27 protein-coding genes and 1 tRNA gene are annotated in these 24,830 nt (G+C 68.7%); 19 read left to right on the top strand and 9 right to left on the bottom strand.

The genetic code is table 11. From position 1 onward, the window contains the following. The first annotated feature begins 18 nt into the window (after positions 1 to 18). From DW307_RS13910 to DW307_RS13900, 3 genes are read left to right on the top strand one after another with little or no spacing between them, the layout of a single operon-like run. Entirely contained in the window at positions 19 to 966 is a 948-nt protein-coding gene (locus tag DW307_RS13910) for an ABC transporter permease (RefSeq protein ID WP_136025003.1), read from the top strand. Beyond that, positions 963 to 1,775 carry an ABC transporter permease gene (locus DW307_RS13905; protein WP_136025002.1) on the top strand — a complete coding sequence of 271 codons (813 nt, stop codon included), beginning with the start codon at positions 963 to 965 and terminating at the stop codon, positions 1,773 to 1,775. Before DW307_RS13910 ends, DW307_RS13905 begins: the two co-directional genes overlap by 4 nt. Then, complete coding sequence (locus DW307_RS13900) at positions 1,772 to 3,280, top strand: ATP-binding cassette domain-containing protein (protein WP_136025001.1); 1,509 nt, start codon at positions 1,772 to 1,774, stop codon at positions 3,278 to 3,280. Before DW307_RS13905 ends, DW307_RS13900 begins: the two co-directional genes overlap by 4 nt. Positions 3,281 to 3,287: 7 nt before the next feature. Here the strand turns inward: DW307_RS13900 and DW307_RS13895 are convergent, their stop codons facing one another. After that, positions 3,288 to 3,938 carry a pentapeptide repeat-containing protein gene (locus DW307_RS13895; RefSeq protein WP_136025000.1) on the bottom strand — a complete coding sequence of 217 codons (651 nt, stop codon included), beginning with the start codon at positions 3,936 to 3,938 and terminating at the stop codon, positions 3,288 to 3,290. A 312-nt stretch (positions 3,939 to 4,250) separates the two neighbouring features. Here DW307_RS13895 and ileS point away from each other — a divergent pair, with 312 nt between their 5' ends. From ileS to ndk, 4 genes are read left to right on the top strand one after another with little or no spacing between them, the layout of a single operon-like run. Next, entirely contained in the window at positions 4,251 to 7,640 is a 3,390-nt protein-coding gene (gene ileS, locus DW307_RS13890) for an isoleucine--tRNA ligase (protein ID WP_136024999.1), read from the top strand. Then, positions 7,637 to 8,989 carry a bifunctional folylpolyglutamate synthase/dihydrofolate synthase gene (locus DW307_RS13885; protein WP_029260167.1) on the top strand — a complete coding sequence of 451 codons (1,353 nt, stop codon included), beginning with the start codon at positions 7,637 to 7,639 and terminating at the stop codon, positions 8,987 to 8,989. The genes ileS and DW307_RS13885 overlap by 4 nt, the downstream gene beginning before the upstream one ends. Continuing rightward, on the top strand, positions 8,986 to 9,426 hold the full coding sequence (locus DW307_RS13880; protein ID WP_208323550.1) for a DUF4233 domain-containing protein: 441 nt from the start codon (positions 8,986 to 8,988) through the stop codon (positions 9,424 to 9,426). Before DW307_RS13885 ends, DW307_RS13880 begins: the two co-directional genes overlap by 4 nt. Position 9,427: 1 nt before the next feature. Further along, on the top strand, positions 9,428 to 9,844 hold the full coding sequence (gene ndk / locus DW307_RS13875) for a nucleoside-diphosphate kinase (RefSeq protein ID WP_017830321.1): 417 nt from the start codon (positions 9,428 to 9,430) through the stop codon (positions 9,842 to 9,844). 82 nt (positions 9,845 to 9,926) lie between these two features. Here ndk and DW307_RS13870 read toward each other — a convergent pair whose 3' ends face one another. After that, a complete protein-coding gene (locus tag DW307_RS13870; RefSeq protein WP_021198516.1) occupies positions 9,927 to 10,544 on the bottom strand; it encodes a vitamin K epoxide reductase family protein in 618 nt (205 codons plus the stop codon). 283 nt (positions 10,545 to 10,827) lie between these two features. Here DW307_RS13870 and DW307_RS13865 point away from each other — a divergent pair, with 283 nt between their 5' ends. Beyond that, entirely contained in the window at positions 10,828 to 13,377 is a 2,550-nt protein-coding gene (locus tag DW307_RS13865) for an Rne/Rng family ribonuclease (RefSeq protein WP_205810509.1), read from the top strand. Here DW307_RS13865 and DW307_RS13860 read toward each other — a convergent pair. Then, positions 13,342 to 13,608 carry a DUF4031 domain-containing protein gene (locus tag DW307_RS13860; protein ID WP_021198518.1) on the bottom strand — a complete coding sequence of 89 codons (267 nt, stop codon included), beginning with the start codon at positions 13,606 to 13,608 and terminating at the stop codon, positions 13,342 to 13,344. The genes DW307_RS13865 and DW307_RS13860 overlap by 36 nt on opposite strands. Positions 13,609 to 13,854: 246 nt before the next feature. Here DW307_RS13860 and rplU point away from each other — a divergent pair, with 246 nt between their 5' ends. The 11 genes from rplU to DW307_RS13805 all read left to right on the top strand — a co-directional run bounded on the left by rplU (position 13,855) and on the right by DW307_RS13805 (position 21,676). Then, the gene (rplU, locus tag DW307_RS13855) at positions 13,855 to 14,163 is read left to right on the top strand and encodes a 50S ribosomal protein L21 (RefSeq protein ID WP_028501602.1); all 309 of its coding nucleotides are present in this window, start codon (positions 13,855 to 13,857) and stop codon (positions 14,161 to 14,163) included. An 18-nt stretch (positions 14,164 to 14,181) separates the two neighbouring features. Further along, positions 14,182 to 14,439: a 50S ribosomal protein L27 gene (rpmA, locus tag DW307_RS13850; RefSeq protein ID WP_028501603.1), complete on the top strand. Its 258-nt coding sequence runs from the start codon at positions 14,182 to 14,184 to the stop codon at positions 14,437 to 14,439. Between the two features lie 100 nt (positions 14,440 to 14,539). After that, complete coding sequence (gene obgE, locus DW307_RS13845; RefSeq protein WP_029260171.1) at positions 14,540 to 16,039, top strand: GTPase ObgE; 1,500 nt, start codon at positions 14,540 to 14,542, stop codon at positions 16,037 to 16,039. Then, positions 16,036 to 16,821 carry a glutamate 5-kinase gene (gene proB, locus DW307_RS13840; protein WP_136024998.1) on the top strand — a complete coding sequence of 262 codons (786 nt, stop codon included), beginning with the start codon at positions 16,036 to 16,038 and terminating at the stop codon, positions 16,819 to 16,821. Before obgE ends, proB begins: the two co-directional genes overlap by 4 nt. Before the next feature lie 9 nt (positions 16,822 to 16,830). After that, the gene (locus tag DW307_RS13835) at positions 16,831 to 18,084 is read left to right on the top strand and encodes a glutamate-5-semialdehyde dehydrogenase (RefSeq protein ID WP_136024997.1); all 1,254 of its coding nucleotides are present in this window, start codon (positions 16,831 to 16,833) and stop codon (positions 18,082 to 18,084) included. 65 nt (positions 18,085 to 18,149) lie between these two features. Then, entirely contained in the window at positions 18,150 to 18,374 is a 225-nt protein-coding gene (locus tag DW307_RS13830; RefSeq protein WP_021198522.1) for a hypothetical protein, read from the top strand. Positions 18,375 to 18,380: 6 nt separating this feature from the next. Next, complete coding sequence (gene nadD / locus DW307_RS13825; protein ID WP_021198523.1) at positions 18,381 to 18,986, top strand: nicotinate-nucleotide adenylyltransferase; 606 nt, start codon at positions 18,381 to 18,383, stop codon at positions 18,984 to 18,986. After that, positions 18,983 to 20,179 (top strand): hypothetical protein, encoded by a 1,197-nt coding sequence (locus DW307_RS13820; RefSeq protein ID WP_136024996.1) that lies wholly within the window; start codon positions 18,983 to 18,985, stop codon positions 20,177 to 20,179. Before nadD ends, DW307_RS13820 begins: the two co-directional genes overlap by 4 nt. Then, a complete protein-coding gene (gene rsfS, locus DW307_RS13815; RefSeq protein ID WP_029260174.1) occupies positions 20,179 to 20,562 on the top strand; it encodes a ribosome silencing factor in 384 nt (127 codons plus the stop codon). Before DW307_RS13820 ends, rsfS begins: the two co-directional genes overlap by 1 nt. A gap of 1 nt (position 20,563) precedes the next feature. Then, positions 20,564 to 21,253: an SDR family oxidoreductase gene (locus DW307_RS13810; protein ID WP_136024995.1), complete on the top strand. Its 690-nt coding sequence runs from the start codon at positions 20,564 to 20,566 to the stop codon at positions 21,251 to 21,253. 138 nt (positions 21,254 to 21,391) lie between these two features. Continuing rightward, complete coding sequence (locus DW307_RS13805) at positions 21,392 to 21,676, top strand: hypothetical protein (protein ID WP_021198535.1); 285 nt, start codon at positions 21,392 to 21,394, stop codon at positions 21,674 to 21,676. Positions 21,677 to 21,782: 106 nt separating this feature from the next. Here the strand turns inward: DW307_RS13805 and DW307_RS13800 are convergent, their stop codons facing one another. The 6 genes from DW307_RS13800 to DW307_RS13775 all read right to left on the bottom strand — a co-directional run bounded on the left by DW307_RS13800 (position 21,783) and on the right by DW307_RS13775 (position 24,817). Beyond that, positions 21,783 to 22,433 (bottom strand): CueP family metal-binding protein, encoded by a 651-nt coding sequence (locus DW307_RS13800; protein WP_205810507.1) that lies wholly within the window; start codon positions 22,431 to 22,433, stop codon positions 21,783 to 21,785. Between the two features lie 70 nt (positions 22,434 to 22,503). Then, entirely contained in the window at positions 22,504 to 23,109 is a 606-nt protein-coding gene (locus DW307_RS13795; protein WP_136024994.1) for a DUF305 domain-containing protein, read from the bottom strand. Positions 23,110 to 23,215: 106 nt separating this feature from the next. Next, on the bottom strand, positions 23,216 to 23,689 hold the full coding sequence (locus DW307_RS13790; RefSeq protein ID WP_136024993.1) for a DUF6153 family protein: 474 nt from the start codon (positions 23,687 to 23,689) through the stop codon (positions 23,216 to 23,218). A 65-nt stretch (positions 23,690 to 23,754) separates the two neighbouring features. After that, positions 23,755 to 23,952 (bottom strand): hypothetical protein, encoded by a 198-nt coding sequence (locus tag DW307_RS18155; protein WP_029264977.1) that lies wholly within the window; start codon positions 23,950 to 23,952, stop codon positions 23,755 to 23,757. Positions 23,953 to 24,059: 107 nt separating this feature from the next. Continuing rightward, positions 24,060 to 24,680 carry a hypothetical protein gene (locus DW307_RS13780; protein WP_136024991.1) on the bottom strand — a complete coding sequence of 207 codons (621 nt, stop codon included), beginning with the start codon at positions 24,678 to 24,680 and terminating at the stop codon, positions 24,060 to 24,062. A gap of 64 nt (positions 24,681 to 24,744) precedes the next feature. After that, positions 24,745 to 24,817 (bottom strand) — tRNA-Ala (locus tag DW307_RS13775). Positions 24,818 to 24,830 lie beyond the last annotated feature (13 nt).

The raw sequence follows: 24,830 nt of genomic DNA, 5'->3' as shown, positions 1-24,830 counted from the left end.
GCTGAGCGGAGGGCACGGGTGGTGAGGGCTGCTCTCGTCCGTATCGCCGGCCTCGCCGCGTCCGTCGTGATAGTCCTCTGGGGCGCGGCGACCGTCGCCTTCCTCGCCTTCCGGGTGATCCCGGGGGATCCGGTATCGGTGATGCTGGGGCCCCAGGCGCAGGTGAGCGAGGCGGTCAAAGAAGGCATCAGAGCCGATCTCGGGCTCGATCGCCCGCCGTTCGAGCAGTACCTCCGTTTCATCGGTCAGCTCGCTCGGGGAGACCTGGGAGAGTCGTACCAGCTGCGGATGCCCGTGACCGAGGTGATCGGGCGTCAACTCGGTGCGACCGTCCAGCTTTCGGTGCTCGCGCTCGTGATCGCCCTGGTGCTCGCGCTGTCCGTGGCGGTGCTCGTCCGCGGCAAGGCGGGTCGGACGGTCGCGGCGGCGGTCGAACTGGTGGTGCTCTCCTCCCCGGTCTTCTGGATCGGGCTCGTCCTGCTGAGCGTCTTCGCGTTCGGTCTGGGCTGGTTCCCGGTGTCGGGTGCTCGCAACCCCGCCACGATCGTGCTGCCGGCGATCACGCTCGCGCTTCCGGTGGCGGCGCTGCTCAGCCAAGTGCTGCGCGACGGGCTGATGCAGGCGGAGCGGATGCCCTTCGCCGAGACGGTGCGGGCTCGTGGGGCCAGTCCCTCGTGGTTCACGCTGCGGCATGGGCTTCGACACGGCGCCGCCTCTGCTGTCACGCTCGCCGCCTACCTGACCGGATCCGTCCTCGGTGGGGCGGTGCTCGTGGAGACGGTGTTCGCCCGTCCTGGCCTCGGCCGGGTCACACTCGCCGCGATCAGCGACCGCGACCTTCCGGTGATCACGGGGATCATCCTCCTGAGCGCCCTGGTCTTCGTGGCGGTGAACCTCGTCGTCGAACTCGTCCATCCGCTGATCGACCCGCGCATCAGGGCTTCGCGATCGGGAGGTGTCCGATGAGGCGCGCGCAGCGGATGCTGCTGTGGGTCGCGATCCTGGTCCTCGCGGTGATCGCGTTCGCGGCGCTCTGGCCCGGTGTCCTCGCCACACACGATCCGCTGCAGACGGATGTACGCGCCGCCCTGCTTCCGCCGAGTGCCGAGCATCTGTTCGGCACCGACCAGAGCGGACGCGACGTGTACTCGCGGGTCGTCTACGGTGCGGCGCGCTCGCTGGGCATCGGGCTCCTCGCCACCGGGGTGGCGCTCGTCGGCGGACTCGTCATCGGCGCGCTCGCCGGGGTCGCGCCGAGGGGCGTCGACATCACGGTGATGCGGGTGAACGACGTGCTGATGGCTTTCCCCGAGTTTCTCGTCGCACTCGTCGTCGTCGCCGTGCTGGGCCCGGGACCGGTGAACATCGCGATCGCGGTGACGCTGGCCGCCGTGCCCGTCTACGTCCGGCTGGCCCGAGTGCAGACGCAGACTCTCCGCGTCGCCGAGCACGTCGAGGCGGCGCGCATCCTCGGGGTGCCACGGATGCGCGCATTCACCCGGCACGTGGTTCCGGGAGTCCTCGGCGCGCTGAGCGTGCTCGCCACCATCGGCATCGGCTCCAGCATCCTGGCAGCGGCCGGGCTCAGCTTCCTGGGGCTCGGCCCGTCGGAGCCGACTCCCGAGTGGGGACTGATGCTCGCCGGTGGGCGCAACGTCCTCGGGCAGGCCTGGTGGATCTCGCTGTTCCCCGGCATCGCGATCACGCTCACCGTGGTGGCGGCGACCGTCGTGGGGCGTATCCTGCGCGCTCGCGGAGACGGGAGGATCGCATGAGCGTCGCCCTGGAAGTGCGCGGGCTGCGGATCGCATTCGACGGGAACCCGGTCGTCGATGACGTGTCCTTCGCCGTCGACCGCGGAGAGTGCATCGCGATCGTGGGGGAGTCCGGCGCCGGCAAGTCGCTCTCGGCTCGTGCGCTGCTGGGACTGACTCCCACGGACGCCGACGTCTCGCTGGACGGGCTGGTCGTGGACGGGACGGATGCGGCCGGGCTGTCCGAGCGCGCGTGGCGCGAGCTGCGCGGGGCCGGGATCGCGCTCGTCTCCCAGGACGCCCTGGTCTCGCTCGATCCCCTGCGACGGATCGCGGCGGAGGTCGCCGAGCCGCTGCTCTTGCACCAGATCGTCCGAGGACGGGCGGCGCGGGCGGAGCGGGTGCGGGAGCTCCTGGCACGGGTATGGATGCCCGACCCCGAACGCCGCTCCCGACAGCACCCGCACGAGCTCTCCGGCGGACTCCGACAGCGAGCACTCATCGCCTCCGCGCTCGCCGCGGATCCCGCCGTGCTGGTGGCGGACGAGCCGACGACCGCTCTCGACGCGACCGTGCAGGCACGGATCCTCGGTCTGCTGCGCGAGATCGTCGATGCAGGCACCGCGCTGGTATTCATCAGCCACGACTTCGCGGCCGTCCGACGGATCGCCGACCGCGTCCTGGTGATGAAGGACGGGATCGTGGTGGAGTCCGGCCCCGTGGCCGCGGTCCTGGAGAGCCCTCAGCACGACTACACGAAGCGGCTCATCGCGGCGACGATCCACGAACCACGGGCCTCAGCTCCTGCCGATTCCTCGGCGCTGCTGATCGCCGACGAGGTCTCCAGGAGCTTCGATGCCGTGCCCGCGGTCGTCGATGCCTCCTTCGCCCTGAAAGACGGACGGACGCTCGGCATCGTCGGGGAGTCGGGGTCCGGCAAGACGACGCTGGCGCGCATGATCGTCGGAGTCGACGCTCCGGACGCCGGTAACCTGCGGTGGACATCGCAGCGCCGGGTGCAGCTCGTGCACCAGAATCCGCTCGGAGCGTTCGACCCGCGATGGACGATCGGCCGTTCGTTGCGAGAGGCGCTGGAAGCGGGCGGGGTGCCTCGCGCTCAGCGGGCTGCGGGCATCGCCCGACTCCTCGCCGAGGTCGACCTCGCCCCGGAGCTCGCCGACCGGCGTCCGAGCGCGCTCTCCGGCGGACAGCGGCAGCGGGCGGCCATCGCCCGCGCGCTCGCCGCCGACCCGGAGGTGCTGGTCCTCGACGAACCCGTCTCGGCCCTCGACCCCTCGGTGCGGGAGCGGGTGCTGCGGCTGCTCGCGCGGGTGCAGCAGGAGCGGCAGTTGACGATGATCCTCGTCTCCCACGACCTGGATGTGGTCGGAGCGGTCGCCGACGAGGTGCTCGTGATGCAGGACGGACGGATCGTCGAGCAGGGCAACACTGCAGAGGTGTTCGGGGCGCCGCAGCATGCGTTCACGCGTGAGCTGCTCGCCGCGAGCGGCCCTGCCGAGCTCTGATCAGATGTCAGTCCTTGATCTGGATGCCGATGCCCGCCGCGATGACCGGCGCGAGCTGCTGCACCTGGAATGACGTGAGAGTCGCCCCCCGGAGGCTGTTGGCGTCGAGGAAGGCGACGGCGTCGAGGCCGCGCAGGTCGAGGTCCTTCGCCCGCATGCCCCGCGAATCGACCTCCTCGGTCGACGTGGCGGTGAATCTCGCACGCGTCAGCTCGGCCTGCGGCATGTCGATCGTGCGGATGGCGCAGCCGGAGATCTCGAGATCGGTGACCTTCGCCGCACCGAGGTTCAGGTAGTCGATGCGCACGTCGCGCAGCTCGAGCTCCGAGATGCGCGACTCGCTCAGGTCGAGCGTGCCGATACGGCCACCGCTGATCCGCACCCGCCGCACGCCGGCATCGCGCATGCGGAGCGAGGCGATGCGTACACCCGGCATGTCGACGTCGACGACCGTCGCTCCGGTGAGATCGACCGTGTCGGTGTCAGCGCTCACGACGCACTGCTCGAGCGTCGAGTAGGCGAGATCGACGGTGCCGCTCAGGTCGAGCCGGGCGGCGATCAGGTCGGCGCTGCGTCGCGGAACAGCGGGCTCGAGCACGGGCGGGAGGTCGGGGTCGGTGATGCGGGGAGGAGCGGGGGACTCGGGGGTGCGGGCCATGGTCCGAGCGTAGGGCGCGCCGACGACATCGCGCACCGAGAGCGGGGCACCGGGCGCCGGAGAGGAGAGGGGCGTCCTGGGGGGATGCGCACGCGTACACTGGAGGGAAGAGCATCGATCCGGCCATCACCGGGGAGCTCTCGGAAGAACGGCGCGGCCCTCGGGCGGTGCTCAGTAGAACCGAGCGGGGCAGGCCCGTCACAGCCGCAGTGAGAGTGGTCGCGTCGCAAGGCGCGGCACGCGAGGTGGTACCGCGGTCCGTGAGGGTCGTCCTCGCAGGAGCATCCGCCACGACGACCACTGCGAGACACGATGACCTACCCCCGTTCCTCCTTCGGCCCCGCCGCCGACTCCGTCGCGCCCAGCCCCCGCTTCCCGCAGATCGAGGAGGAGGTGCTCGCGTTCTGGAAGACGGACGACACCTTCCGCGCCTCGATCGCGCAGCGTGAGGGCGCGCCCGAGTGGGTGTTCTACGACGGCCCTCCCTTCGCGAACGGCCTGCCGCACTACGGCCACCTGCTCACCGGATACGCGAAAGACGTGTTCCCGCGCTTCCAGACCATGACGGGTCATAAGGTCGACCGTGTCTTCGGCTGGGACACGCACGGCCTGCCCGCAGAGCTCGAGGCGATGAAGCAGCTCGGCATCACCGAGAAGGCCGAGATCGAGGAGATGGGCATCGACGTCTTCAACGCGAAGGCGAAGAGCTCGGTGCTCGCCTACACGCACGAGTGGCAGGACTACGTCACCCGTCAGGCGCGCTGGGTCGACTTCGACCGCGGCTACAAGACGCTCGACCTCGGCTACATGGAGAGCGTCCTCTGGGCGTTCAAGACCCTGTACGACAAGGGCCTCGCCTACGAGGGATACCGCGTCCTCCCGTACTGCTGGCGCGACGAGACCCCGCTCTCGGCGCACGAGCTGCGCATGGACGACGACGTGTACCAGATGCGCCAGGACCCCTCCGTGACCGTGACCTTCCCGCTCACAGGCGCCAAGGCGGAAGCCCTCGGCCTCACCGGCGTGCGCGCCCTCGCCTGGACGACCACGCCCTGGACTCTCCCGACGAACCTCGCGCTCGCCGTGGGCCCGGAAATCGAGTACGTCGTGCTGCCCGCCGGCCCGAACGGCGCCGCGGACGTGCACCAGGCGGCGGGAACCACGGATGCGGCGATCGAAGCCTCCGCGCACCGTTACCTGCTGGCGCGTGAGCTCCTCGGGGGATACGCCAAGGACCTCGGCTATGAGAGCGTCGACGACGCGCTCGCCGCAGTGGACGCGACCGTCCGTGGTGCTGAGCTGCAGGACGTGACCTACGACCGGCTGTTCGATTACTACGCCGACACCGAGACGTACGGCACCGAGAACGCCTGGCGCATCCTGGTCGACGACTACGTCACGGTCAGCGACGGCACCGGCATCGTCCACCAGGCTCCGGCCTACGGTGAGGACGACCAGCGGGTCGCCGGTGCCGCCGGAATCCCGACGATCCTGTCGCTCGACGACGGCGGCAAGTTCCTCCCGAACGTCACCGACGTCGCGGGCCAGCTCTGGATGGACGCGAACACGCCGCTCGTGCGCCTGATCCGTGAGAACGGCCGGCTGATCCGTCTGCAGAGCTACGAGCACTCGTATCCGCACTGCTGGCGCTGCCGCAACCCCCTGATCTACAAGGCCGTGTCGAGCTGGTTCATCCGCGTCACGGACATCAAGGACGACATGCTCGCGAACAACGAGCAGATCACGTGGGTGCCGGAGAACGTCAAGCACGGACAGTTCGGCAAGTGGCTCGAGGGCGCGCGCGACTGGTCGATCAGCCGCAACCGCTACTGGGGCTCGCCCATCCCGATCTGGAAGAGCGACGACCCCGAGTACCCGCGCGTGGACGCGTACGGGTCCTTGGAGGATCTGGAGCGCGACTTCGGCACGCTGCCGCGCAACCCCGAGGGTGAGATCGACCTGCACCGACCGTACATCGACGACCTCACGCGTCCGAACCCGGACGACCCCACGGGCAAGAGCACGATGCGCCGCATCGAGGACGTCTTCGACGTGTGGTTCGACTCGGGCTCGATGCCCTACGCGCAGGTGCACTACCCGTTCGAGAACCAGGAGTGGTTCGACTCGCACGCGCCGGCGGACTTCATCGTCGAGTACATCGGCCAGACCCGCGGCTGGTTCTACGTCATGCACGTGCTGTCGACCGCGTTGTTCGATCGTCCGGCCTTCACCGGCGTCAGCTGCCACGGCATCGTGCTGGGCAGCGACGGCTACAAGATGTCGAAGTCGCTGCGCAACTACCCGGACGTGTCCGAGGTGCTCGACCGCGACGGCTCCGACGCGATGCGCTGGTTCCTGATGTCGAGCTCGGTGCTGCGCGGTGGGAACCTCGCGGTCACGGAAGAGGGCATCCGCTCGGGGGTCCGCGAGTTCCTGCTGCCGCTGTGGAACTCGTGGTACTTCTTCGCCACGTACGCCAATGCCTCGGGTGCCGAGGGCTACGAGGCCGAGTGGCGCACCGACTCCACGGATGTGCTCGACCGCTACATCCTGGCCCGTCTCGGCGACCTCGTCCGCGAGGTGCGCGTCGATCTGGAAGGACTGGACTCCACCACCGCGTCCGCGCGGCTGCGCGACTTCGCCGAGGTGCTGACGAACTGGTACATCCGTCGCTCGCGCGACCGCTTCTGGACGGGCGTGACGGAAGACCCGAAGAGCCGCGAGGCCTTCGATACCCTCTACACCGTGCTCGAGACGCTCACCCGTGTGGCGGCGCCTCTCGTGCCGCTCGTCAGCGAGCGCGTGTGGCAGGGCCTGACCGGCGGTCGCAGCGTGCACCTGACCGACTGGCCGGACGACACGCAGTTCCCGGCAGCGGACGAGATCCGTGACGCGATGGACGCGGTGCGCGAGCTGTCGAGCGTCGGCAACGCGCTGCGCAAGAAGGAGAAGCTGCGCGTGCGCCTGCCCCTCGCCCGCTTCACGGTGGTCTCACCGCTCGCGGCGTCGCTCGGACAGTTCGAGGACATCCTCCGTGAGGAGCTCAACGTGAAGTCGGTGGAGCTCGTCACACTCGCCGATGACACGGCGGCGGAGTACGGCATCGCGCACCGCCTGAGCGTCAACGCCCGTGCGGCGGGTCCGCGCCTCGGCAAGGAGGTGCAGAAGGCGATCCAGGCGGCGCGCTCCGGTGACTGGAGTGAGGTCTCCGGTGTCGTGACGGCAGGTGGCATCGTCCTCGAGCCGTCGGAGTACGAGCTCGTGCTCGAGACGACCGGCCGCCCGGAGGGGGAGGCCCTGGCCATCGTCCCGACCGGTGGCTTCGTGCTGCTCGACACCAGGACGACACCGGAGCTCGAGGCCGAGGGACTCGCACGCGATGTCATCCGCGCCGTGCAGGAGACGCGCAAGAACGCCGACTTCGACGTCAGCGACCGCATCCAGCTGGTCCTCCGGTTCAAGGACGACGTGGACACCCAGGCTGTCGTCTCGGCCTTCGACCTGGCCGGCATCGCGGCAGAGACCCTCGCCGAGGAGTACTACGTGATCGACGCGCAGGGAGACTCGATCTTCGGACACGGAGCGGTCCTGGCCGCGGCTGCGGGAGTGACGCCCGAGTTCTCCGCGGTCATCCCCGCCGGGACATATGCCAATGCCGGCGACTTCACGATCGCCGTCACCAGGATGGGAGCGGGAGCATGAGTGACAAGGACAGGGCGGATGCCGTCTACGAGGCCCTGCTGAGCCGCGCCGGAGAGCGCTGGGTGCAGCCGCGCAAGGAGCGCACCGCCCGCATCCTCGCGTTCCTCGATGACCCGCAGCGCACGTACCGCGTCGTACACATCACGGGTACGAACGGCAAGACGTCGACCGCGCGGATGATCGAGAGCCTCCTGCGGGCGCACGATCTGCGCACGGGACTGTTCACGAGCCCACATCTGGAGCGCTTCACCGAGCGGATCATGATCGACGGCGAGCCCATCGCCGATGAGGCCGTCGCGGATGCGTGGGACGAGATCGAGCCGTTCGTCGACATCGTCGATGCCGAGCTCGACGCCGCGGGTGATGCTCCGCTGACGTTCTTCGAACTGCTGACCGTGCTGGCGTTCGTCGCCGTGGCCGATGCGCCGATCGACGTGCTCGTGCTCGAGGTGGGCATGGGTGGGGAGTGGGACTCCACGAACACCGCCGACGGCGACGTCGCGGTGTTCGCGCCGATCGACATCGACCACGCCGACCGTCTCGGCAGCACGATCGCCGAGATCGCCGAGGTCAAGGCCGGCATCATCAAGGAGGGCGCGGCCGTGGTGTCCGCCCAGCAGCCCGCGGAGGCGGCCGAGGTGCTGCGTCGCGTGGCGGCGGAGCGCAACGCGACCATCGCGTTCGAGGGCGAGGAGTTCGGTCTCACCGAGCAGAAGCTCGCCGTCGGCGGCCAGTTGCTCACGATCCGTGGCCTGGCGGGGGAGTACACCGAGGAGTACCTGCCGCTGTACGGCGCTCACCAGGGGCATAACGCCGCTCTCGCAGTGGCCGCCGTCGAGTCGCTGATCGGCGGTGCCACCCAGCGCATCGCCGCGGACATCGTGACGGCGGGTCTGCAGGAGAGCACGTCACCGGGCCGGCTGCAGTTGCTCGGCATCGCCCCGACCGTGATCGTCGACGCGGCTCACAACCCGCACGGCGCCAAGGCACTCGCGCAGGCTCTGGACGACAGCTTCGACTTCGACGAATGGGGCCTGGTGCTCGGTGTGCTCGCCGACAAGGACGCCGCCGGCATCGTCGCCGAACTGGCACCGGGAGCGGCGCACGTGTTCGCCACCGCTCCGGATTCGGATCGCGCGAGCGATGCGGATGCGATCGCCGACCTCGTCGAGCAGGCCGGACAGCGGGCGACCGTGCACCACTCGCTGGCCGACGCCGCCGACGCCGCGCGCGAGTGGGCCGCATCCTCCGATCGACGCGCGGTCATCATCGCGGGCTCCGTGGTGCTCGCCGGAGAGGCGATCGCCCTGGCGCAGGACGAGGACTGGAAGGCGGGGTGGCGCGCATGAGCGCCGACGCGACACCGGCTCGCCGTACCCGCCGGCCGCGCCCGCCGCGCACGCTCGTGCAGAAGCTCGCACCTGTCGTGCTGGGTTTCGAGGCCATCGTGGTCTTCCTCGTGGGCCTGACGATCTTCGGGCTGCGGCAGCTTCCCGACGGTATCGAGCAGTGGTGGGCGATCGTCGCCGGGGCGGTGGTCGCGCTCGCCTGCATCGCGATCGCCGGGATGATCACGAAGCCCTGGGCGATCACCGCCGGGTGGGTCGTGCAGGCACTCGTCGCCCTATCGGCGTTCTTCGTTCCCTCCATCCTGCTCGTCGTCCTGATTTTCGGCGGCATGTGGGCGTATGCGACCATCGGAGGGGCCCGATTGGACGCACGACGCCCGGCCGGACCCACGACCGAGACTCAGACCACGCAGATCTCAGACACAGAGAGTGAATGACATGGCCACCGAAGAAACCCTCGTCCTCGTCAAGCCCGATGGCGTCGCTCGCGGCCTCACCGGCGCGATCCTCGCCCGCATCGAGGCGAAGGGCTACGCCCTCGTCGATATCCGTCTGGTGGAGCCCGACCGCGACCTGCTGGCCGAGCACTACGCCGAGCACGAGGGCAAGCCGTTCTACGAGCCGCTGCTCGAGTTCATGCTCTCCGGCCCCTCGGTCGCCATCCGTCTCGCGGGCAACCGCGTGATCGAGGGCTTCCGCTCGCTCGCCGGCACCACCGACCCGACGACCGCTGCGCCCGGCACGATCCGTGGCGACTTCGGTCGCGACTGGGGCCTCAAGGTGCAGCAGAACCTCGTGCACGGCTCGGACAGCCCCGAGTCCGCCGCGCGCGAGCTCGGCATCTGGTTCGACTGAGAACCCGTCCGCACGTGAAAAGCCCGCCCGCCGAGTCTCGGCGGGCGGGCTTTCCTCGTCTCCGCCGTCGGCGGAGCGGGGATCAGAAGATCATGCCGATGACCTCGCCGAGGAGATCGAGGCCACGCAGCTGAGCGAGCAGGACGACGACGGCGTACGCGAGGATCGTCGCGAGCGGGACCCAGGCCATCAGCCTCTCCGCGCGGGCCTTCGTCTTCTCGTTGCTGGTGAAGGTGCCGTTGCGGGTGAGGTGCAGCATGGTGGCGAAGAATGTCGGGATGGTGACGGACCAGGTGAGCATGCACCACGGGCAGAGCACGCCGAGGTTGGGGGCGTAGATGCTCTGCCAGATCAGCCAGCAGACGAGGCCGAAGGCGAAGGTCACGCCGGCGCCGAAGGTCAGCCAGAACCACCGGGGGAACCGTGAACCGGCGAGCAGGGCGACGCCGACGAACAGCGGCGCCATCCAGCCGGCGATACCGAGAATCGGGTTGGGGAAGCCGAAGACCTCGCCCTGCCAGGATTCGAGGTTCTTCCCGCACTGGATCATCACGCTCACGTTGCAGCTGAGGACGGCGTCAGGGTTGGCCGCCAGGACGAACTTCTCGACAGTGAGCTGGAAGGCGGCGAACCAGCCCACCACACTCGCGATGATCAGCCAGACGGCGTAGATGACGGGGCGGGTGCGCTGCTCGCTCATACTGGGGATTATCCCAGCGACTGCTATGGATGCGGCGAGAACAGGCCGGAGAAATGTCCGGCCCGGATGACGGGATGCCGCGAACGGAGCCACTTGGTGCGATAATGGCCTGTGATGCGATGAACGGCGTTGCCGCGACACGCGTCGAGCAGACTTCGGGGTCCAATGCCCCACGCGATCAGAGCCATGAGCCGGTCGCAGACCGAGTGAGTTCGCGGCACCTGCGGGTACCGCATGAGATTTCACGGAACACCGAGTGTCCCGTGCAGGGAGTAAGCCAGAGATGGCCGATGAGAACAATGACAACAACGCCCCTACCCTCGACTTCCCGGCTGGCGCCGCGGGAGAGCTGACGGAGCCCACGGCTCCCGGCGCGGACGACCGCGCGGGGTCTTCGGGCGAGGGCGAAGAGCCGTCCACTGCTGCAGAGGCCGCCGAGGCTGCTGAAGTGGCCGAGGCTGCAGAGGTGGCCGAGGACGCGGCCGCCGATGACGTCGCGGCCGGTTACGCGGCGGCGGATGACGCTGCTGCGGCTGCCGACGACGCCGCTGCTGCGGCCGAGTCGATCGCAGAGGCCGTCGCCGAGGCGAAATCGGAGGCGGAGAACGAGGCCGCTGACGAAGAGCCGGCTACGGACGAAGCTCCCGTCGCGGACGAAGCTCCCGCTGCGGACGATGCCCCCGCGGTCGAAGAGGCTCCTTCTGCTCCCGAGGCTCCGGCACCGGTGACCGCCGTGTCGCTCGGTCTGCTCCCTGAGGTGTTCGTCTCCCAGGTCTCCACGCAACTGCACTTCTATGCGCCGGAGATCGTGCCGCTGCCCGCACGTCCGGGTCGCGAGCGCATCTTCGACCGCATCGCCGAGCGCGACCAGCCGCAGGACGATGCAGCCGGCCGAGGCCGCGGTCGTCGTCGCCGGGGCGGTTCCGAGGGTGACGACCAGCGCGAAGAGCCGCGTCAGCGTCAGCGCGTCGTCGAGTACATCACCGAGCCGAAGGCGATCAAGGGATCGACCCGTCTCGAGGCGAAGAAGCAGCGTCGCCGCGACGGTCGTGATGCCGGCCGTCGTCGCCCTGTCGTCACCGAGGCCGAGTTCCTCGCTCGCCGTGAGTCCGTCGACCGCAAGATGGTCGTCCGGTCCAAGAACGGCCGCACCCAGATCGGCGTCCTCGAGGACGGAGTGCTCGTCGAGCACTACGTCGCCCGCAACCAGGACGCGTCGCTCATCGGAAACGTCTACCTGGGGCGCGTGCAGAACGTCCTCCCCAGCATGGAGGCCGCGTTCGTCGACATCGGGCGCGGGCGCAACGCCGTGCTCTACTCCGGTGAGGTCGACTGGGACGGCGTCGAGACCGGCAACCAGCCGCGTCGCATCGAGCTGGCCCTCAAGCCCGGCGACCGTGTTCTCGTGCAGGTCACGAAGGACCCCGTCGGACACAAGGGTGCCCGACTCACGAGCCAGATCTCGCTTCCCGGCCGCTACCTGGTCTACGTGCCTGGCGGGTCGATGAACGGCATCAGCCGCAAGCTCCCCGACAACGAGCGGGCGCGCCTCAAGCGCATCCTCAAAGAGGTGCTGCCGGAGTCCTCCGGCGTGATCGTCCGCACCGCGGCAGAGGGTGCGACCGAGGACCAGCTCACGCGCGACGTGCAGCGCCTGACGTCGCAGTGGGAGCACATCCAGAAGCAGGTCGAGAACCAGCAGGCGCCCGCGCTCCTGCACGCCGAACCCGACCTGCTCGTCAAGATCGTCCGCGATGTCTTCAACGAGGACTTCACGAAGATGCTCATCCAGGGCGAGGACGCGCAGCAGACCATCCGGGCCTACCTGGAGAGCGTCGCCCCCGACCTCCTCGAGCGCGTCGAGGCCTACGAGGACGAGACCGATCCGTTCGATGCCTTCCGTATCACGGAGCAGATCGAGAAGGCTCTCGACCGCAAGGTATGGCTGCCCTCCGGCGGCTCGCTCGTGATCGACCGCACCGAGGCCATGACGGTCGTCGACGTCAACACCGGCAAGTTCGTCGGCTCCGGCGGAAACCTCGAGGAGACCGTCACCAAGAACAACCTCGAGGCGGCGGAGGAGATCGTCCGCCAGCTGCGTCTGCGCGACATCGGCGGCATCATCGTCGTCGACTTCATCGACATGGTGCTCGAGTCGAACCGCGACCTCGTGCTGCGTCGACTGATCGAGTGCCTGAGCCGCGACCGCACGAAGCACCAGGTGGCAGAGGTCACCTCGCTCGGCCTGGTGCAGATGACGCGCAAGAAGCTCGGTCTCGGCCTGCTCGAGACCTTCAGCGAGGCGTGTGAGGTCTGCGCCGGTCGCGGTGTCATCGTGCACCACGACCCCGTGGTGAAGCACCGTTCCAGCAACAACGGCGGCGGCAGCAACGGCGGCAACGGGCAGAGCGGTCGTCGTCAGCGCGGCAACGGCGGCAACGGGAACGGACAGAGCCAGAGTGCTCCCTCCGCCCCTCCGGTCACCCACAGCATCACCGAGGGCGCGAAATCGGCCCTCGCGCAGATCGCCGCCTCCACCATCGCCCCGGCGGCGGATGGCGCGCCCGCAGTCGAGTCGGCCGATGTCGCGGCTGAGGCGCCCGCGGCCTCCGAACGTCCGAAGAAGGCCCGCAAGAAGCGCGGCGACCGCAAGGGGCCGAAGTCTCCCGCCGAGCAGCTCCTCGACTCGGTCCTCGACGCTCTTCCGGAGCCGAAAGCTCCCGGTCAGGGGCGAGGGCGCCGTCGGGTGAGCACTGCTGCGCTCACCGGCACTCCCGTCTCGGTGAACAACGAGCCGTCAGCGCCGGTCGCGGCTGCGGATTCGGAGTCCTGAGGCGATCAGCCGGCGCACCAGTTCCTTGCCCTGCACGTGGTGGGCGCCGGCGGCGACGAGCCGGGGGATGATCTCCTCCGGCACGTCGTAGTGGTCGAGGTCGAACGCGCGTGCGGGGACGTCGTTCGCGCGCGCGAACACGTGCAGCTCGTCGAGGCTCTCATCGCTGACCAGGTGCGCCCAGAGGCGTCCGTGGGCGGGCCAGAGGGGTTCGTCGACGAGTACGGTCACCCGGTCAGCCTACGACCGCATCGACAGGGCAGGGCCGGGAGCGGGATGTGAGACGCCTCGGAGCCGCGCCGCTTTGCGACACCGACCCGCATCCGGTAAAGTAGTCCCTTGGTGCGTATGCCGCGTCGTCCTCGTCGGTCGAAGCGGAGAGTCTTGCGTTCGCGCCCGCCGTTCTGCGGCGCATGCAAGCAACAGTCTTCCCGTGAGATCTCGGAGCCGCGAGCTCCCCAACGAAACAGGTATGAAGTGGTTTACGCAGTAGTGCGCGCCGGTGGGCGGCAGGAGAAGGTCGAGGTCGGCACGATCGTTCAGCTCGACCGTGTCAAGGCTGCCCAGGGCGAGAAGATCGAGCTGGCCGCCGTGCTGCTCGTCGACGGCGCCACGGTGACCACCGACGCTGACTCGCTGGCGAAGGTCAAGGTCACGGCAGAGGTCATCGGCAACCTCCGCGGCCCGAAGATCATCATCCAGAAGTACAAGAACAAGACCGGCTACAAGAAGCGTCAGGGCCACCGCCAGGAGCTCACGCGCGTCAAGATCACCGGCATCAAGTAAGCCCGAGGGGACTAGGACATGGCACACAAAAAGGGCGCAAGCTCAACCCGTAACGGTCGTGACTCCAACGCTCAGCGCCTCGGCGTGAAGCGCTTCGGCGGTCAGCAGGTCCTCGCCGGCGAGATCATCGTTCGCCAGCGCGGCACGCACTTCCACCCCGGCGTCAACGTCGGTCGTGGTGGCGACGACACGCTGTTCGCTCTGGCCGCCGGTGCGGTCCAGTTCGGCGCGAAGGGCGGCCGCAAGGTCGTCAACATCGTCGCCGCAGCTGAGTGATCACAGCGCGACACTAGATATCCGGTTCGGGGCGGGCTTCGGCTCGCCCCGTCCGTGTATCTACCCTCCGAAAATGCACAGCAACCCTGAGGACTAGCAAATGGTCACGTTCGTCGACACCGTCACACTGCACCTGCGTGCGGGTAAGGGCGGCAACGGCTGCGTCTCCGTGCACCGCGAGAAGTTCAAGCCGCTCGGTGGTCCCGACGGCGGCAACGGTGGCGACGGCGGCGATGTCGTGCTCGTCGCCGACCCGCAGACCGGCACGCTGCTCTCGTACCACCACTCGCCGCATCGTTCCTCCGGCAACGGTGGGCCGGGCATGGGCGATCACCGCTCCGGATTCCTCGGCGAGACGCTCGAGCTGCCCGTTCCGGTCGGCACGGTGGTGAAGAACACCGCGGGCGACGTCCTCATCGACATGATCATCCCCGGCGAGCGGTTCGTCGTCGCCAAGGGCGGTATGGGCGGGCTCGGCAACGCCGCTCTCGCCACCCCCAAGCGCAAGGCGCCCGGTTTCGCTCTGCTCGGCACGCCCGGCCACGAGGGCGACATCGTCCTCGAGCTGAAGACCGTCGCCGACATCGCCCTCGTGGGTTACCCGTCGGCCGGCAAGTCGAGCCTGATCGGCGCGATCTCCGCCGCCCGCCCCAAGATCGCCGACTATCCGTTCACGACGCTGCACCCGAACCTGGGCGTGGTGCAGGTCGGTGACTTCCGCTACACGGTCGCCGACGTGCCCGGTCTCATCGAGGGCGCGAGCGAGGGGCGAGGGCTCGGCCTCGAGTTCCTCCGCCACGTCGAGCGCTGTTCCGCGCTGCTGCATGTGCTCGACTGCGCGACGTTGGAGCCCGGACGCGACCCGATCTCCGACCTCGACGTCATCCTCGCGGAACTCGGCGCCTACGAGGTGCCCGAGGGACAGACGCCGCTCCTCGAGCGCCCGCAGTTCATCGCTCTGAACAAGATCGACGTCCCCGAGGCACGCGACCTCGCTGAGCTCGTGCGTCCCGATCTCGAGGCTCGCGGCTTCCGGGTGTTCGAGATCTCCACGGTCTCGCACGAGGGTCTGCGTCCCCTCACCTTCGCGCTGGGCGAGCTCGTCGAGAAGGCTCGCGCCGAAGCCGCGCTCGAGACGCCGCCGGAGCGCGTCGTCATCCGCCCGCGAGGCTCCAAGAAGGACTTCACCATCCGGGTCGAGGGTGGCACGTACGGCAACGTCTATCGCATCATGGGCGAGAAGCCGGTGCGCTGGGTGCAGCAGACCGACTTCCAGAACGAAGAAGCCGTCGGGTATCTCGCCGATCGTCTCGAAAAGCTCGGCGTCGAGGACGAGCTCTTCCGCCTCGGTGCGGTGCAGGGGTCGACCGTCGTGATCGGCGAGGGCGACAGCATCGTCTTCGACTGGGAGCCCACCATGACCTCGGCGGCAGAGTTGATGAGCGCGCCTCGGGGTACGGACCCCCGTCTGGCGCCGAATTCGCGCCGCACGACGTCGGAGCGACGCGAGCAGTATTACGAGCGCATGGATGCCAAGGCCGAGGCTCGCGCCGAGGTGGAGACGCAGCGTCTCGCCGCGTACCGCGAGGACGGCGAGTGACAGCACGCACACGCGCGGATCTGGCCACCGCGTCCCGCATCGTCGTCAAAGTCGGATCCTCCTCGATCAGCGGAGACTCGTTGTGGCGGATCCCCGTCATCGTCGAAGCTCTGGCCGCGGCGCATGCACGCGGAGCCGAGGTGGTCCTGGTGTCGTCTGGTGCGATCGCGTCCGGAATCCCGTTCCTGCGGCTCGACGCCCGCCCGACCGACCTCGCGACCCAGCAGGCCGCGGCGGCCGTTGGGCAGAACATCCTGATGTATCGCTACCAGGAGTCGCTTCGTCCCTTCGATATCGTCGCGGGGCAGGTGCTCCTCACCACCGGCGACCTCGAGAACCCGACATCGCGCTCCAACGCCCGTCGCGCGATGGAGCGGCTGCTCGGGCTTCGCACCCTGCCGATCGTGAACGAGAACGACACCGTCGCGACGCAGGAGATCCGCTTCGGCGACAACGACCGGCTCGGCGCGCTCGTCGCCCAGCTGATCGAAGCCGACGCGCTCATCCTTCTCAGCGATATCGAATCGCTGTACACGCGACCTCCGACGGACCCCGGCGCCGAACCGATCGATGTCGTGGCTCCCGATGCCGACCTGACCGGCCTCGAGTTCGGGGCGACCGTCGTCAACAGCGTCGGCACGGGAGGAGCGGCCACGAAGGTCTCGGCCGCGCGTCTCGCGGCGGCATCCGGCATCGGCGTCCTGGTCACCAGCGCCGACCTCGTCGAACAGGCCCTCGCCGGTGCGGAAATAGGAACCTGGTTCGAGCCGGCCACCTCATAAACTGGGCGGATGACCGACCAGACCCCACAGGTGCGCCTGGAGCGCGCCAAAGAGGCCTCCCGCGCCGCTGCCGCGCTCACGAGCGACGACAAGGCGCGGGTGCTCGAAGCGATCGCCGTCGCCCTTCTCGACGCCGCGCCGCGCATCATCGAGGCGAACGCCCGCGACATCGTCCGTGGGCGTGACGAGGGCATCGGGGAGTCGCTCATCGACCGGCTGCGTCTCGACGAGAAGCGCGTGGCGGCCCTTGCCGCCGCTGTGCGCGAAGTCGCGGCCCTCGCCGACCCGGTCGGCCGCGTCGTCGGCGGGCACAGGATGCCCAACGGTGTCGCCCTCGAGCAGGTGCGCGTGCCGTTCGGAGTGGTCGGCGCCATCTACGAAGCCCGGCCGAACGTGACGGTCGACATCGCCGCGCTCGCGCTGCGTGCGGGCAATGCCGTCGTGCTGCGCGGGGGGAGTGCCGCGCGCGAGTCGAACACCGTGCTCGTCGACGTCATGCGGCGGGCGGTGGAGAGCGCGGGACTCACGAGCGAGGCGATCCAGACCGTCGATGACTTCGGTCGCGAGGGCGCGAAGGCGCTCATGCACGGTCGCGGCTTCATCGACGTGCTGGTGCCACGGGGGAGTGCCGGTCTCATCGAAGCCGTCGTCACGGAGTCGACCGTGCCCGTCATCGAGACCGGAGCGGGCAACGTCCACATCTTCCTCGACGAGACGGCCCCGGACGATTGGGCGAGCGACATCGTCGTGAACGCCAAGGTGCAGCGCCCCAGCGTGTGCAACGCGGTGGAGACGGTGCTGGTGCATCGTCAGGCGGCTCCACGTCTGATCCCGCTCGTGGCCAGCGCTCTGCAGAGTGAGGGCGTCGCGATCCACGGTGACGACATGGTCGCCGGCATGGTGTCGAACGTGATCCCGGCGGTCGAGGAGGACTGGGAGACCGAGTATCTGAGTCTCGACATCGCGATGAAGGTCGTCGACTCCCTCGACGAGGCCCTCGACCATATCCGCCGTTACAGCACCGGGCACACGGAGTCGATCATCACGACCGACTCGCGCAACGCGGAACGCTTCCTCGCCGATGTGGATTCCGCCGTCGTGATGGTGAACACGTCGACGCGCTTCACCGACGGCGGCGAATTCGGATTCGGCGCGGAGGTCGGCATCTCGACCCAGAAGCTGCACGCTCGCGGGCCCATGGGGCTGTCCGAGTTGACCAGCACGAAATGGCTCGCGCGTGGGGCGGGGCAGACCCGCGGCTGAGGGCTAGACTGGGGGACGCTGTACCTCACAGGATCCCGAACAGCACGCCACGAAACGGAGTCAGGATGAACCTCGTCGCACAGATCGCGATGGCCGCTGCCGAAACCGAGCACCACGGCAACGTCGCGCTCGAAACGGTGATCTTCGGAGCCATCGCTGCGGTCGTGTTCGCCTTCCTCGGGCTGGTGACCTTCTCGTACAAGAACGTCGCCAACCGTCACTCGGCGAAGGCCGAGGCATGGGCAGCGCAGCACGGCAAGGACGGCCACGAGGCGGGACACGGCCACTAGGCCCCCATGAATGACGCTGCGACCACGCGCCCCCCGCGCATCGGCGTGATGGGCGGTACGTTCGACCCCATCCATCACGGCCACCTCGTCGCAGCCAGCGAGGTCGCGAACTCCTTCGGGCTCGACGAGGTCGTCTTCGTGCCGACCGGCCACCCGTGGCAGAAGTCGGGAGTCTCGCCGAGCGAGCACCGCTACCTCATGACGGTCATCGCCACCGCCTCGAACCCGCAGTTCACGGTGAGCCGGGTCGACATCGACCGCGAGGGCCCCACCTACACGATCGACACACTGCGCGACCTGAAGCGTGATCGACCGGATGCCGACCTCTTCTTCATCACCGGAGCCGACGCCGTAGCGCAAATTCTCAGTTGGAGGGACCATGATGAGTTGTGGGAGTTGGCCCACTTCGTCGCGGTCTCACGCCCTGGACATGTCCTGAGCACAGACGGCCTCCCGAGCGACAACGTCAGCCAACTGGAAGTGCCGGCGCTGTCGATCTCGTCGACGGACTGCCGTGAACGCGTTCGCGACGATCAGCCGGTCTGGTATCTGGTCCCTGATGGGGTCGTTCAGTACATCGCGAAGCATCATCTGTATCGGAGCAAGGCATGAGTACATCGGATCAGCAGGAGCAGGGTCCGCTGACGCGAAAGCAGCTGCGGGAGATTCGATTGACGGGGTCGACCCCGGTCATCTCCAGCGAGGAGGCTGCCGCGGCGGCTGAGGCGGCACCGCCCGCACCGCCGCTGCCCCGTGCCGCCGAGCCCGTGGAGATCCCGCCCGCGCCGACTTCCGTGCCTGACGACGTCAGCGGCGATGCGCCGTTGACGCGCCGCCAGGCGCGCGAGCTCGAGAAGGTGCGCACGGCCTCGGTGCCCGTGATCGCCGGAGAGCAGTCCGAAGAGGGGGAGGTCGAGCAGCCAGCCCCCGACGCGCCGGTGGAACCGACCGACGAGGAGTCCGCCGCGACGCACGACCCCGCGGAGATCGTGTCGGGGGTCCCGAACTTCACACGGAACGAAGAGCCGGGCGACGCCGACGATGATGACGTCGACGATGATGACGTCGACGACGAGGTCGCCGTCGCTCCCGTGCGTGCATCCGTCGTCGCGGATTCCGTGGGAGATGTTCCGCTGGAGTCCGTCGATGGTGCCGGTGACGAGTCCGACGAGGACGATGTTGACGTGGCTTCGGCTCTGGGCCTTCCGGCCGAGAGCACCGGTGACTCCGAGGCCGGCGGTGACGACGTGCTGGCAGATGTCGGTGACGCCGATGATGACGATGACGACGCCGCAGCCCGCCCCACCGTCAACCCCGCGTTCGGTGAGGGGATCCTCGCCGATGCTCCCGACCCGCACACCCCCTTCCGCCCGTCGTTCGACGAGCTGCTCTCCGTCGGTGACTCGACCGGGTCGCAGCACTCCGCACCGAACGCCCTGATCTTCACGCCGTCCCCGGGAGAGGGCTCGCTCTCCGGCCCTGTCGCCTCCACCGGTGAGATCCTCGTCACCGGGTCTTATGAACTGCCTCAGGGCATGGGCTCGCAGGGCCACGCCCTGGGAACCACCGACGGCAAGGACGTCGACGCCGTTCTCATCGACGGCGAGCTTCCCCCCGCGTCGTCGCCTACGCCGATCGCCGCCAGCTCGGCGGTCAGCACCATCAAGCCCGCCGGCGAGGTGATCCGTCCGCCGGCGCCCGAGAAGGGCAACCGGCTGATGATCACCCTGGCGATCGTCGCCGGAGGCCTCGCCCTCGCTGTCGGTGTCGTCGTCATCATCGCCATCACCACGAATGTGTTCTGATGCAATCACCTGAAACTGCCGAAGAGATGCTGCGTCTCGCAGCACAAGCCGCCATCGACAAGGGCGGTGAAGATCTCGTCGCACTGAACGTGTCCGAGCCTCTTCCGCTCGTCGACATCTTCCTGCTCGTCACCGGAAACAGCGAGCGCAACGTCGCCGCCATCGCCGATGAGATCGAGGACCGGCTGATCGAGTCGGGCCACAAGCGCGTACGGCGCGAGGGGCGCGCGGAGGCCCGATGGGTGCTCCTCGACTTCGGCGACCTGATCGTGCACGTCTTCCATCAGGAGGAGCGCGTCTACTACGGCCTCGAGCGACTGTGGAAGGACTGCCCCGTCGTTCCGATCGACGTGGCAGAGCCCGCCACCACAGACCCGAGCTGACATGCCCACGCACCTGATCACCGGTGCGGGTTCCGGCATCGGTGCAGTCCTCGCGCGCCGTCTGCTGGACCGTGGCGATGACGTGGTGGTGCTTGCCCGCGACGCCGGACGCGCCAGGCAGATCGCAGAGAGCCTTCCGGGAACATCCGTCCTGGTCGCTGATCTGGCTCAGCCGGGTCGTCTGTCGTGGGCGCTGTCGAAGCAGCACCTGCCCGACCGGATCGACTCGCTCGTGCACGTCGCCGGGGTCGTCGACCTCGGTGACGTGGCCGACCTCGCTCCCGCGTTGTGGGAACAGCAGCTGGCCGTGAACCTCGTGGCTCCTGCCGAGCTCACGCGCCTTCTGCTGCCCGTTCTGCGCGTGTCGCAAGGGCAGGTCGTATTCGTGAACTCGGGGGCGGGACTGCGTGCCAACGCCGGGTGGTCGGCCTACGCAGCATCGAAGCACGGTCTCCGAGCTCTCGCCGATGCTCTTCGAGCCGAGGAGGCCGCACACGGTGTGCGCGTGACCTCGATCTATCCCGGTCGCACGGCCACTCCCATGCAGGAGCGTGTGCACCAGCAGGAGGGGCAGGACTACGACGCCGGTCGCTTCATCACGCCCGATGCCGTCGTCACGACCATCCTCACCGCCCTCGATCTTCCGCGCGACGCGGAGATCACCGACCTCACGGTGCGGCCGGGTCGCTGATCCGGCGCGTCGGAGTCAGTCCGCTCCGTCTTCCGGTCGAAACCCGTGACGGCACCCTCCGCGCGTGGTGTCAAGGGGCTTCCCAGGGCACGATCTGTGTCGCACTCTCTAGGGAGAGAGAGTCCTGGAGGGCCCCACATGTCTGAACTTCCGGATCCGCGTTTCATGCTGAATCGCATCACGGCGTCGGAATGGGTGATCAACGACCTTCGATACTCGCCCAACGACCCGCGCCATGTCGTCGCGTGCGTGTACGAACTCGCCGAGACCGAGGTCGAGGTGACCTGGCTGCGTGACCTGCCGCTCGCCACGCGTTATGGAACCGCATTCGAGGTGCTCGAGGATGTCGAGAGGATGCGTGGTTCGAGCAGGGCCACACGTCCGATCTCCATCCCCCATCGGCCGCCGCTGCTGGCGACCTAGTCGTCCCGCGGCACGGACAGCGAACGAAGAAGCGCACCTCCTCGATCTCCGAGGGGGTGCGCTTCCTCCATGCCGCGTTGCGGAGCTCAGGCGGCCACGTGCGGGATCACAGCAGCTGCAGATCGGTTACGCACGTGCGATCGTCCGGCGACGTGGTCGACAGCGGCACGGTGCCCGTCAGGCCGGCGCTCTCGACGGTCAGCGTCGCCTCGATTCCCCGAGGCACCCAGACGCCGGTGAACCCGTTGTCGTGGGTGCGGCGCATCTCGTCGATGAGCACCGTCCCGTCGGCGGCGGTGAGGACGATGCGCATCTCGGTGTCGGAGAGCTCGCCGACGCACGTCGTGAGGCTGTGGAAGTGGCACTCATGGGTCTGTTCGCGGAATGGTGCGACCGAGATGTACACCGCGTCGTCGGGCATCGGCAGCCGACTCTCCCGGCCGCTGGTGTCACGCAGCAGGAGCGCGTCGGGTTCGACGGATGCGAGGAGATCGTCCGGGCGGTCCGCCACGGGCATCGCGTCGAGTCGTTCGATCACCTCGCCGACGTCGAGCCCGGCGAGGTCGTGCGCGGCGAGCAGGTCCCGCGCCGACGCCACCGAGTCGACGTCGGCGGGGGAGACGGCGGGCGCGCACCCGGCCAGCGCGATTCCGGCGACGGCCAACGCGGCGAGCCCTGCGGACAGCCTCCGTCGTCGGGGTGATGCGGCGACAGCGGGAGAGGCGGGAGACGTGGTGGAGGGGAGGGGATGGTTCATGGGGACGGTCCTTCGTGCGAGGTGGGGCCGGTGTGGGCGGGAATACGCCGACACCGACCCCGGAATGGGATCAGAGAGTGGAGAGGAGGTCCTTCATCTCCTGGATCTCCTCGGTCTGCGCGTCGATGATCGTCTGGGCGAGTTCGATCGCTTCCGGATCGCTCCCGCCGTCGACCTCCGCCCGCGCCATCTCGATGGCTCCCTCGTGGTGCACGATCATCTGGTCGAGGAACAGGCGCGACGCTTCGGGACCGTCGGCGGAGCGGAGCGCGGCGAGGTCGTCGTCGCTCATCATCCCGTCGCCGTGGTCCATCCCGTTCGCGTCGCGGTCGTCGGAGCCGATGCCCCAATCGTCCAACCAGCCCTCGAGCTGTTCGATCTCCGGGCCCTGCGCGGCCTTGATCCGCTGGGCGAGTTCGGCCACCTCGGGGTCGATCCCCTCCACTCCGAGCACGATGTCGCTCATCTCGATCGCCTGCTCGTGGTGCACGATCATCATCGAGGCGAACATGACGTCGGCATCGTTGACGTCGGCATCGCTCATGCCGGCCGATGGTGACGACGAGCTGTGGTCCATGCCGGGCATGGAAGCGTCGTCGGTGCCGGTCGCGCAGCCGGACAGCAGCAGAACGGCGGACAGGGTGAGTGCGGCGGTTGCCGCAGCACGAATCTTCATGGGTGTGTTCTCCAAATACGCATAGTCGTTGCGCACACGCCGGACGGCGGCGCGCGAGGGTGAGAGGCCTGGAGCCGTGGCGCGAGAGCGCGGGCTCGACGGCTGCTCAGGTGCGGCTGATGCAGAGAACGTGCAGAGAAGGGGCGCGGGGGAGGACCCGCGCGGCCAGGACCTCGAGAAGGGGCGAGCGGAGGAGCATCGCCGTCCATCCGCGAAGCACTCCGGGCGCGATGAGGAGCACGAGGGCGAGGAGGAGCGCGAGGACGCACATCATCGCCATGCCGGCGTGATCATCGGTGCCACAGCCTGCGCAGGACATCGCGGTCGTGCCGGACGGGTCTTCGGACGGGTGCGCCTGCACCTGTGCTGTGCCGTGATGCGCGGATACCGGCTCGGACACGGTCATGGCCGCGGAAATCGCCGCCGCCGGAGTGTCGGCCGCCGCAGTGCCGTGCAGATTCAGGGTGTGCATCCCCAGCAGCCCCAGGATGACTGCGGCGACGAGGAGCACGCCCGACAGCACACCCCGGAAGACGCTCGATGAGCCTCTTCCGGACCACGTCGCCGCCACCGGTGCCATGAGAGCAAGTCTACGGGGCGCGGGTGACGGCGACCGGTGCGCTGCGGGCCGGCGAGGGTGTGCGGTCAGACGTCGGGGCCGTCGTCGTGCTCGTCCGCGCCGGCAGCGACGCGGTCGGCCTCGGCGCTGTCGACGAGCGCGTCATCGACATCCGGATCGAGAACACGCTCGCCGTCGACCTCCCTCGTCGGCACACCCGTCGGGTCGGTCGGGTCGTCGTCATGGGGGAGCGGGGGAACCGGGGGAATGATCGGGTTCGACATGATCGCATCCTTTCGTCGAGATGGGTTCACGGTAGAACGCGGGGCGTGCGGTCGGAATCGGGTTGACGCTCGTGCAGACGCGCGCTAGCGAGGCCGACGCGACGCGGTCATCCGGCGGATCGAGGGTGATAGACCGATTGGGCCTCTACGGCTGCGGTGCCGAAATCACCGTCTGCATTGATGACGTGGCCGCGAGCCAGCGCGAGTCCGGTGGCCCGGCCTCGTCCTTTGAGCACGGCGCCGCGCAGGTCAGGATCGGGGTCGCGGTGGCTCCCGCCGCTCGTGAGCGCGACGTTCACCGCCGTGACATCGCCGAGGATCTGCGATCCATCGCCCAGAGTGGAAGCGCCGGCGAGGTCGATCCTCCCGATCAGACGCACCCGGTTGCCGATCGTGATCACGGAATCGGAACGGTTCGCGAGCAGAGCCACCGCATGCGGGCCGAACTCGTTGTCGGTGCCGATGCTCACGCGTCCGCCGCCGGTCGCCTCGATTCGGGTGCCCTCGAAGAAGCGGTTGTCGTCACCGATGAGGAGAGTGCCGGGGTCGGCGTCGATGCGGACGTTCGGACAGAACACATTGCCGGTCCCGATCTCGGCGTGCGCGGAGAGGAGTGCGGAGAAAGGGTCGAGGAAGACGTTGAGGTCGTCCGCGATGAGCTGGCTCACCGTCCGATATCCCCGCGACGCACGCACACGATCCGCGTAGCCCAGAGGCGTGTGCGTCATGGTGCCTCCTGGTCACTACCGCGTGAGACGAAGAAAGCCCCCGGAGAACCGGGGGCTTTTTCTGTGGACCTGAGGGGACTCGAACCCCTGACCCCCTGCATGCCATGCAGGTGCGCTACCAGCTGCGCCACAGGCCCAGACGCTGTTCCG

The organism is Microbacterium sp. K27, from assembly GCF_004794435.1.
Taxonomy (GTDB): domain Bacteria; phylum Actinomycetota; class Actinomycetes; order Actinomycetales; family Microbacteriaceae; genus Microbacterium; species Microbacterium maritypicum_A.
Note: the sequence above shows the minus strand (reverse complement) of the source record. Positions and strands in the feature narration are given on the sequence as shown.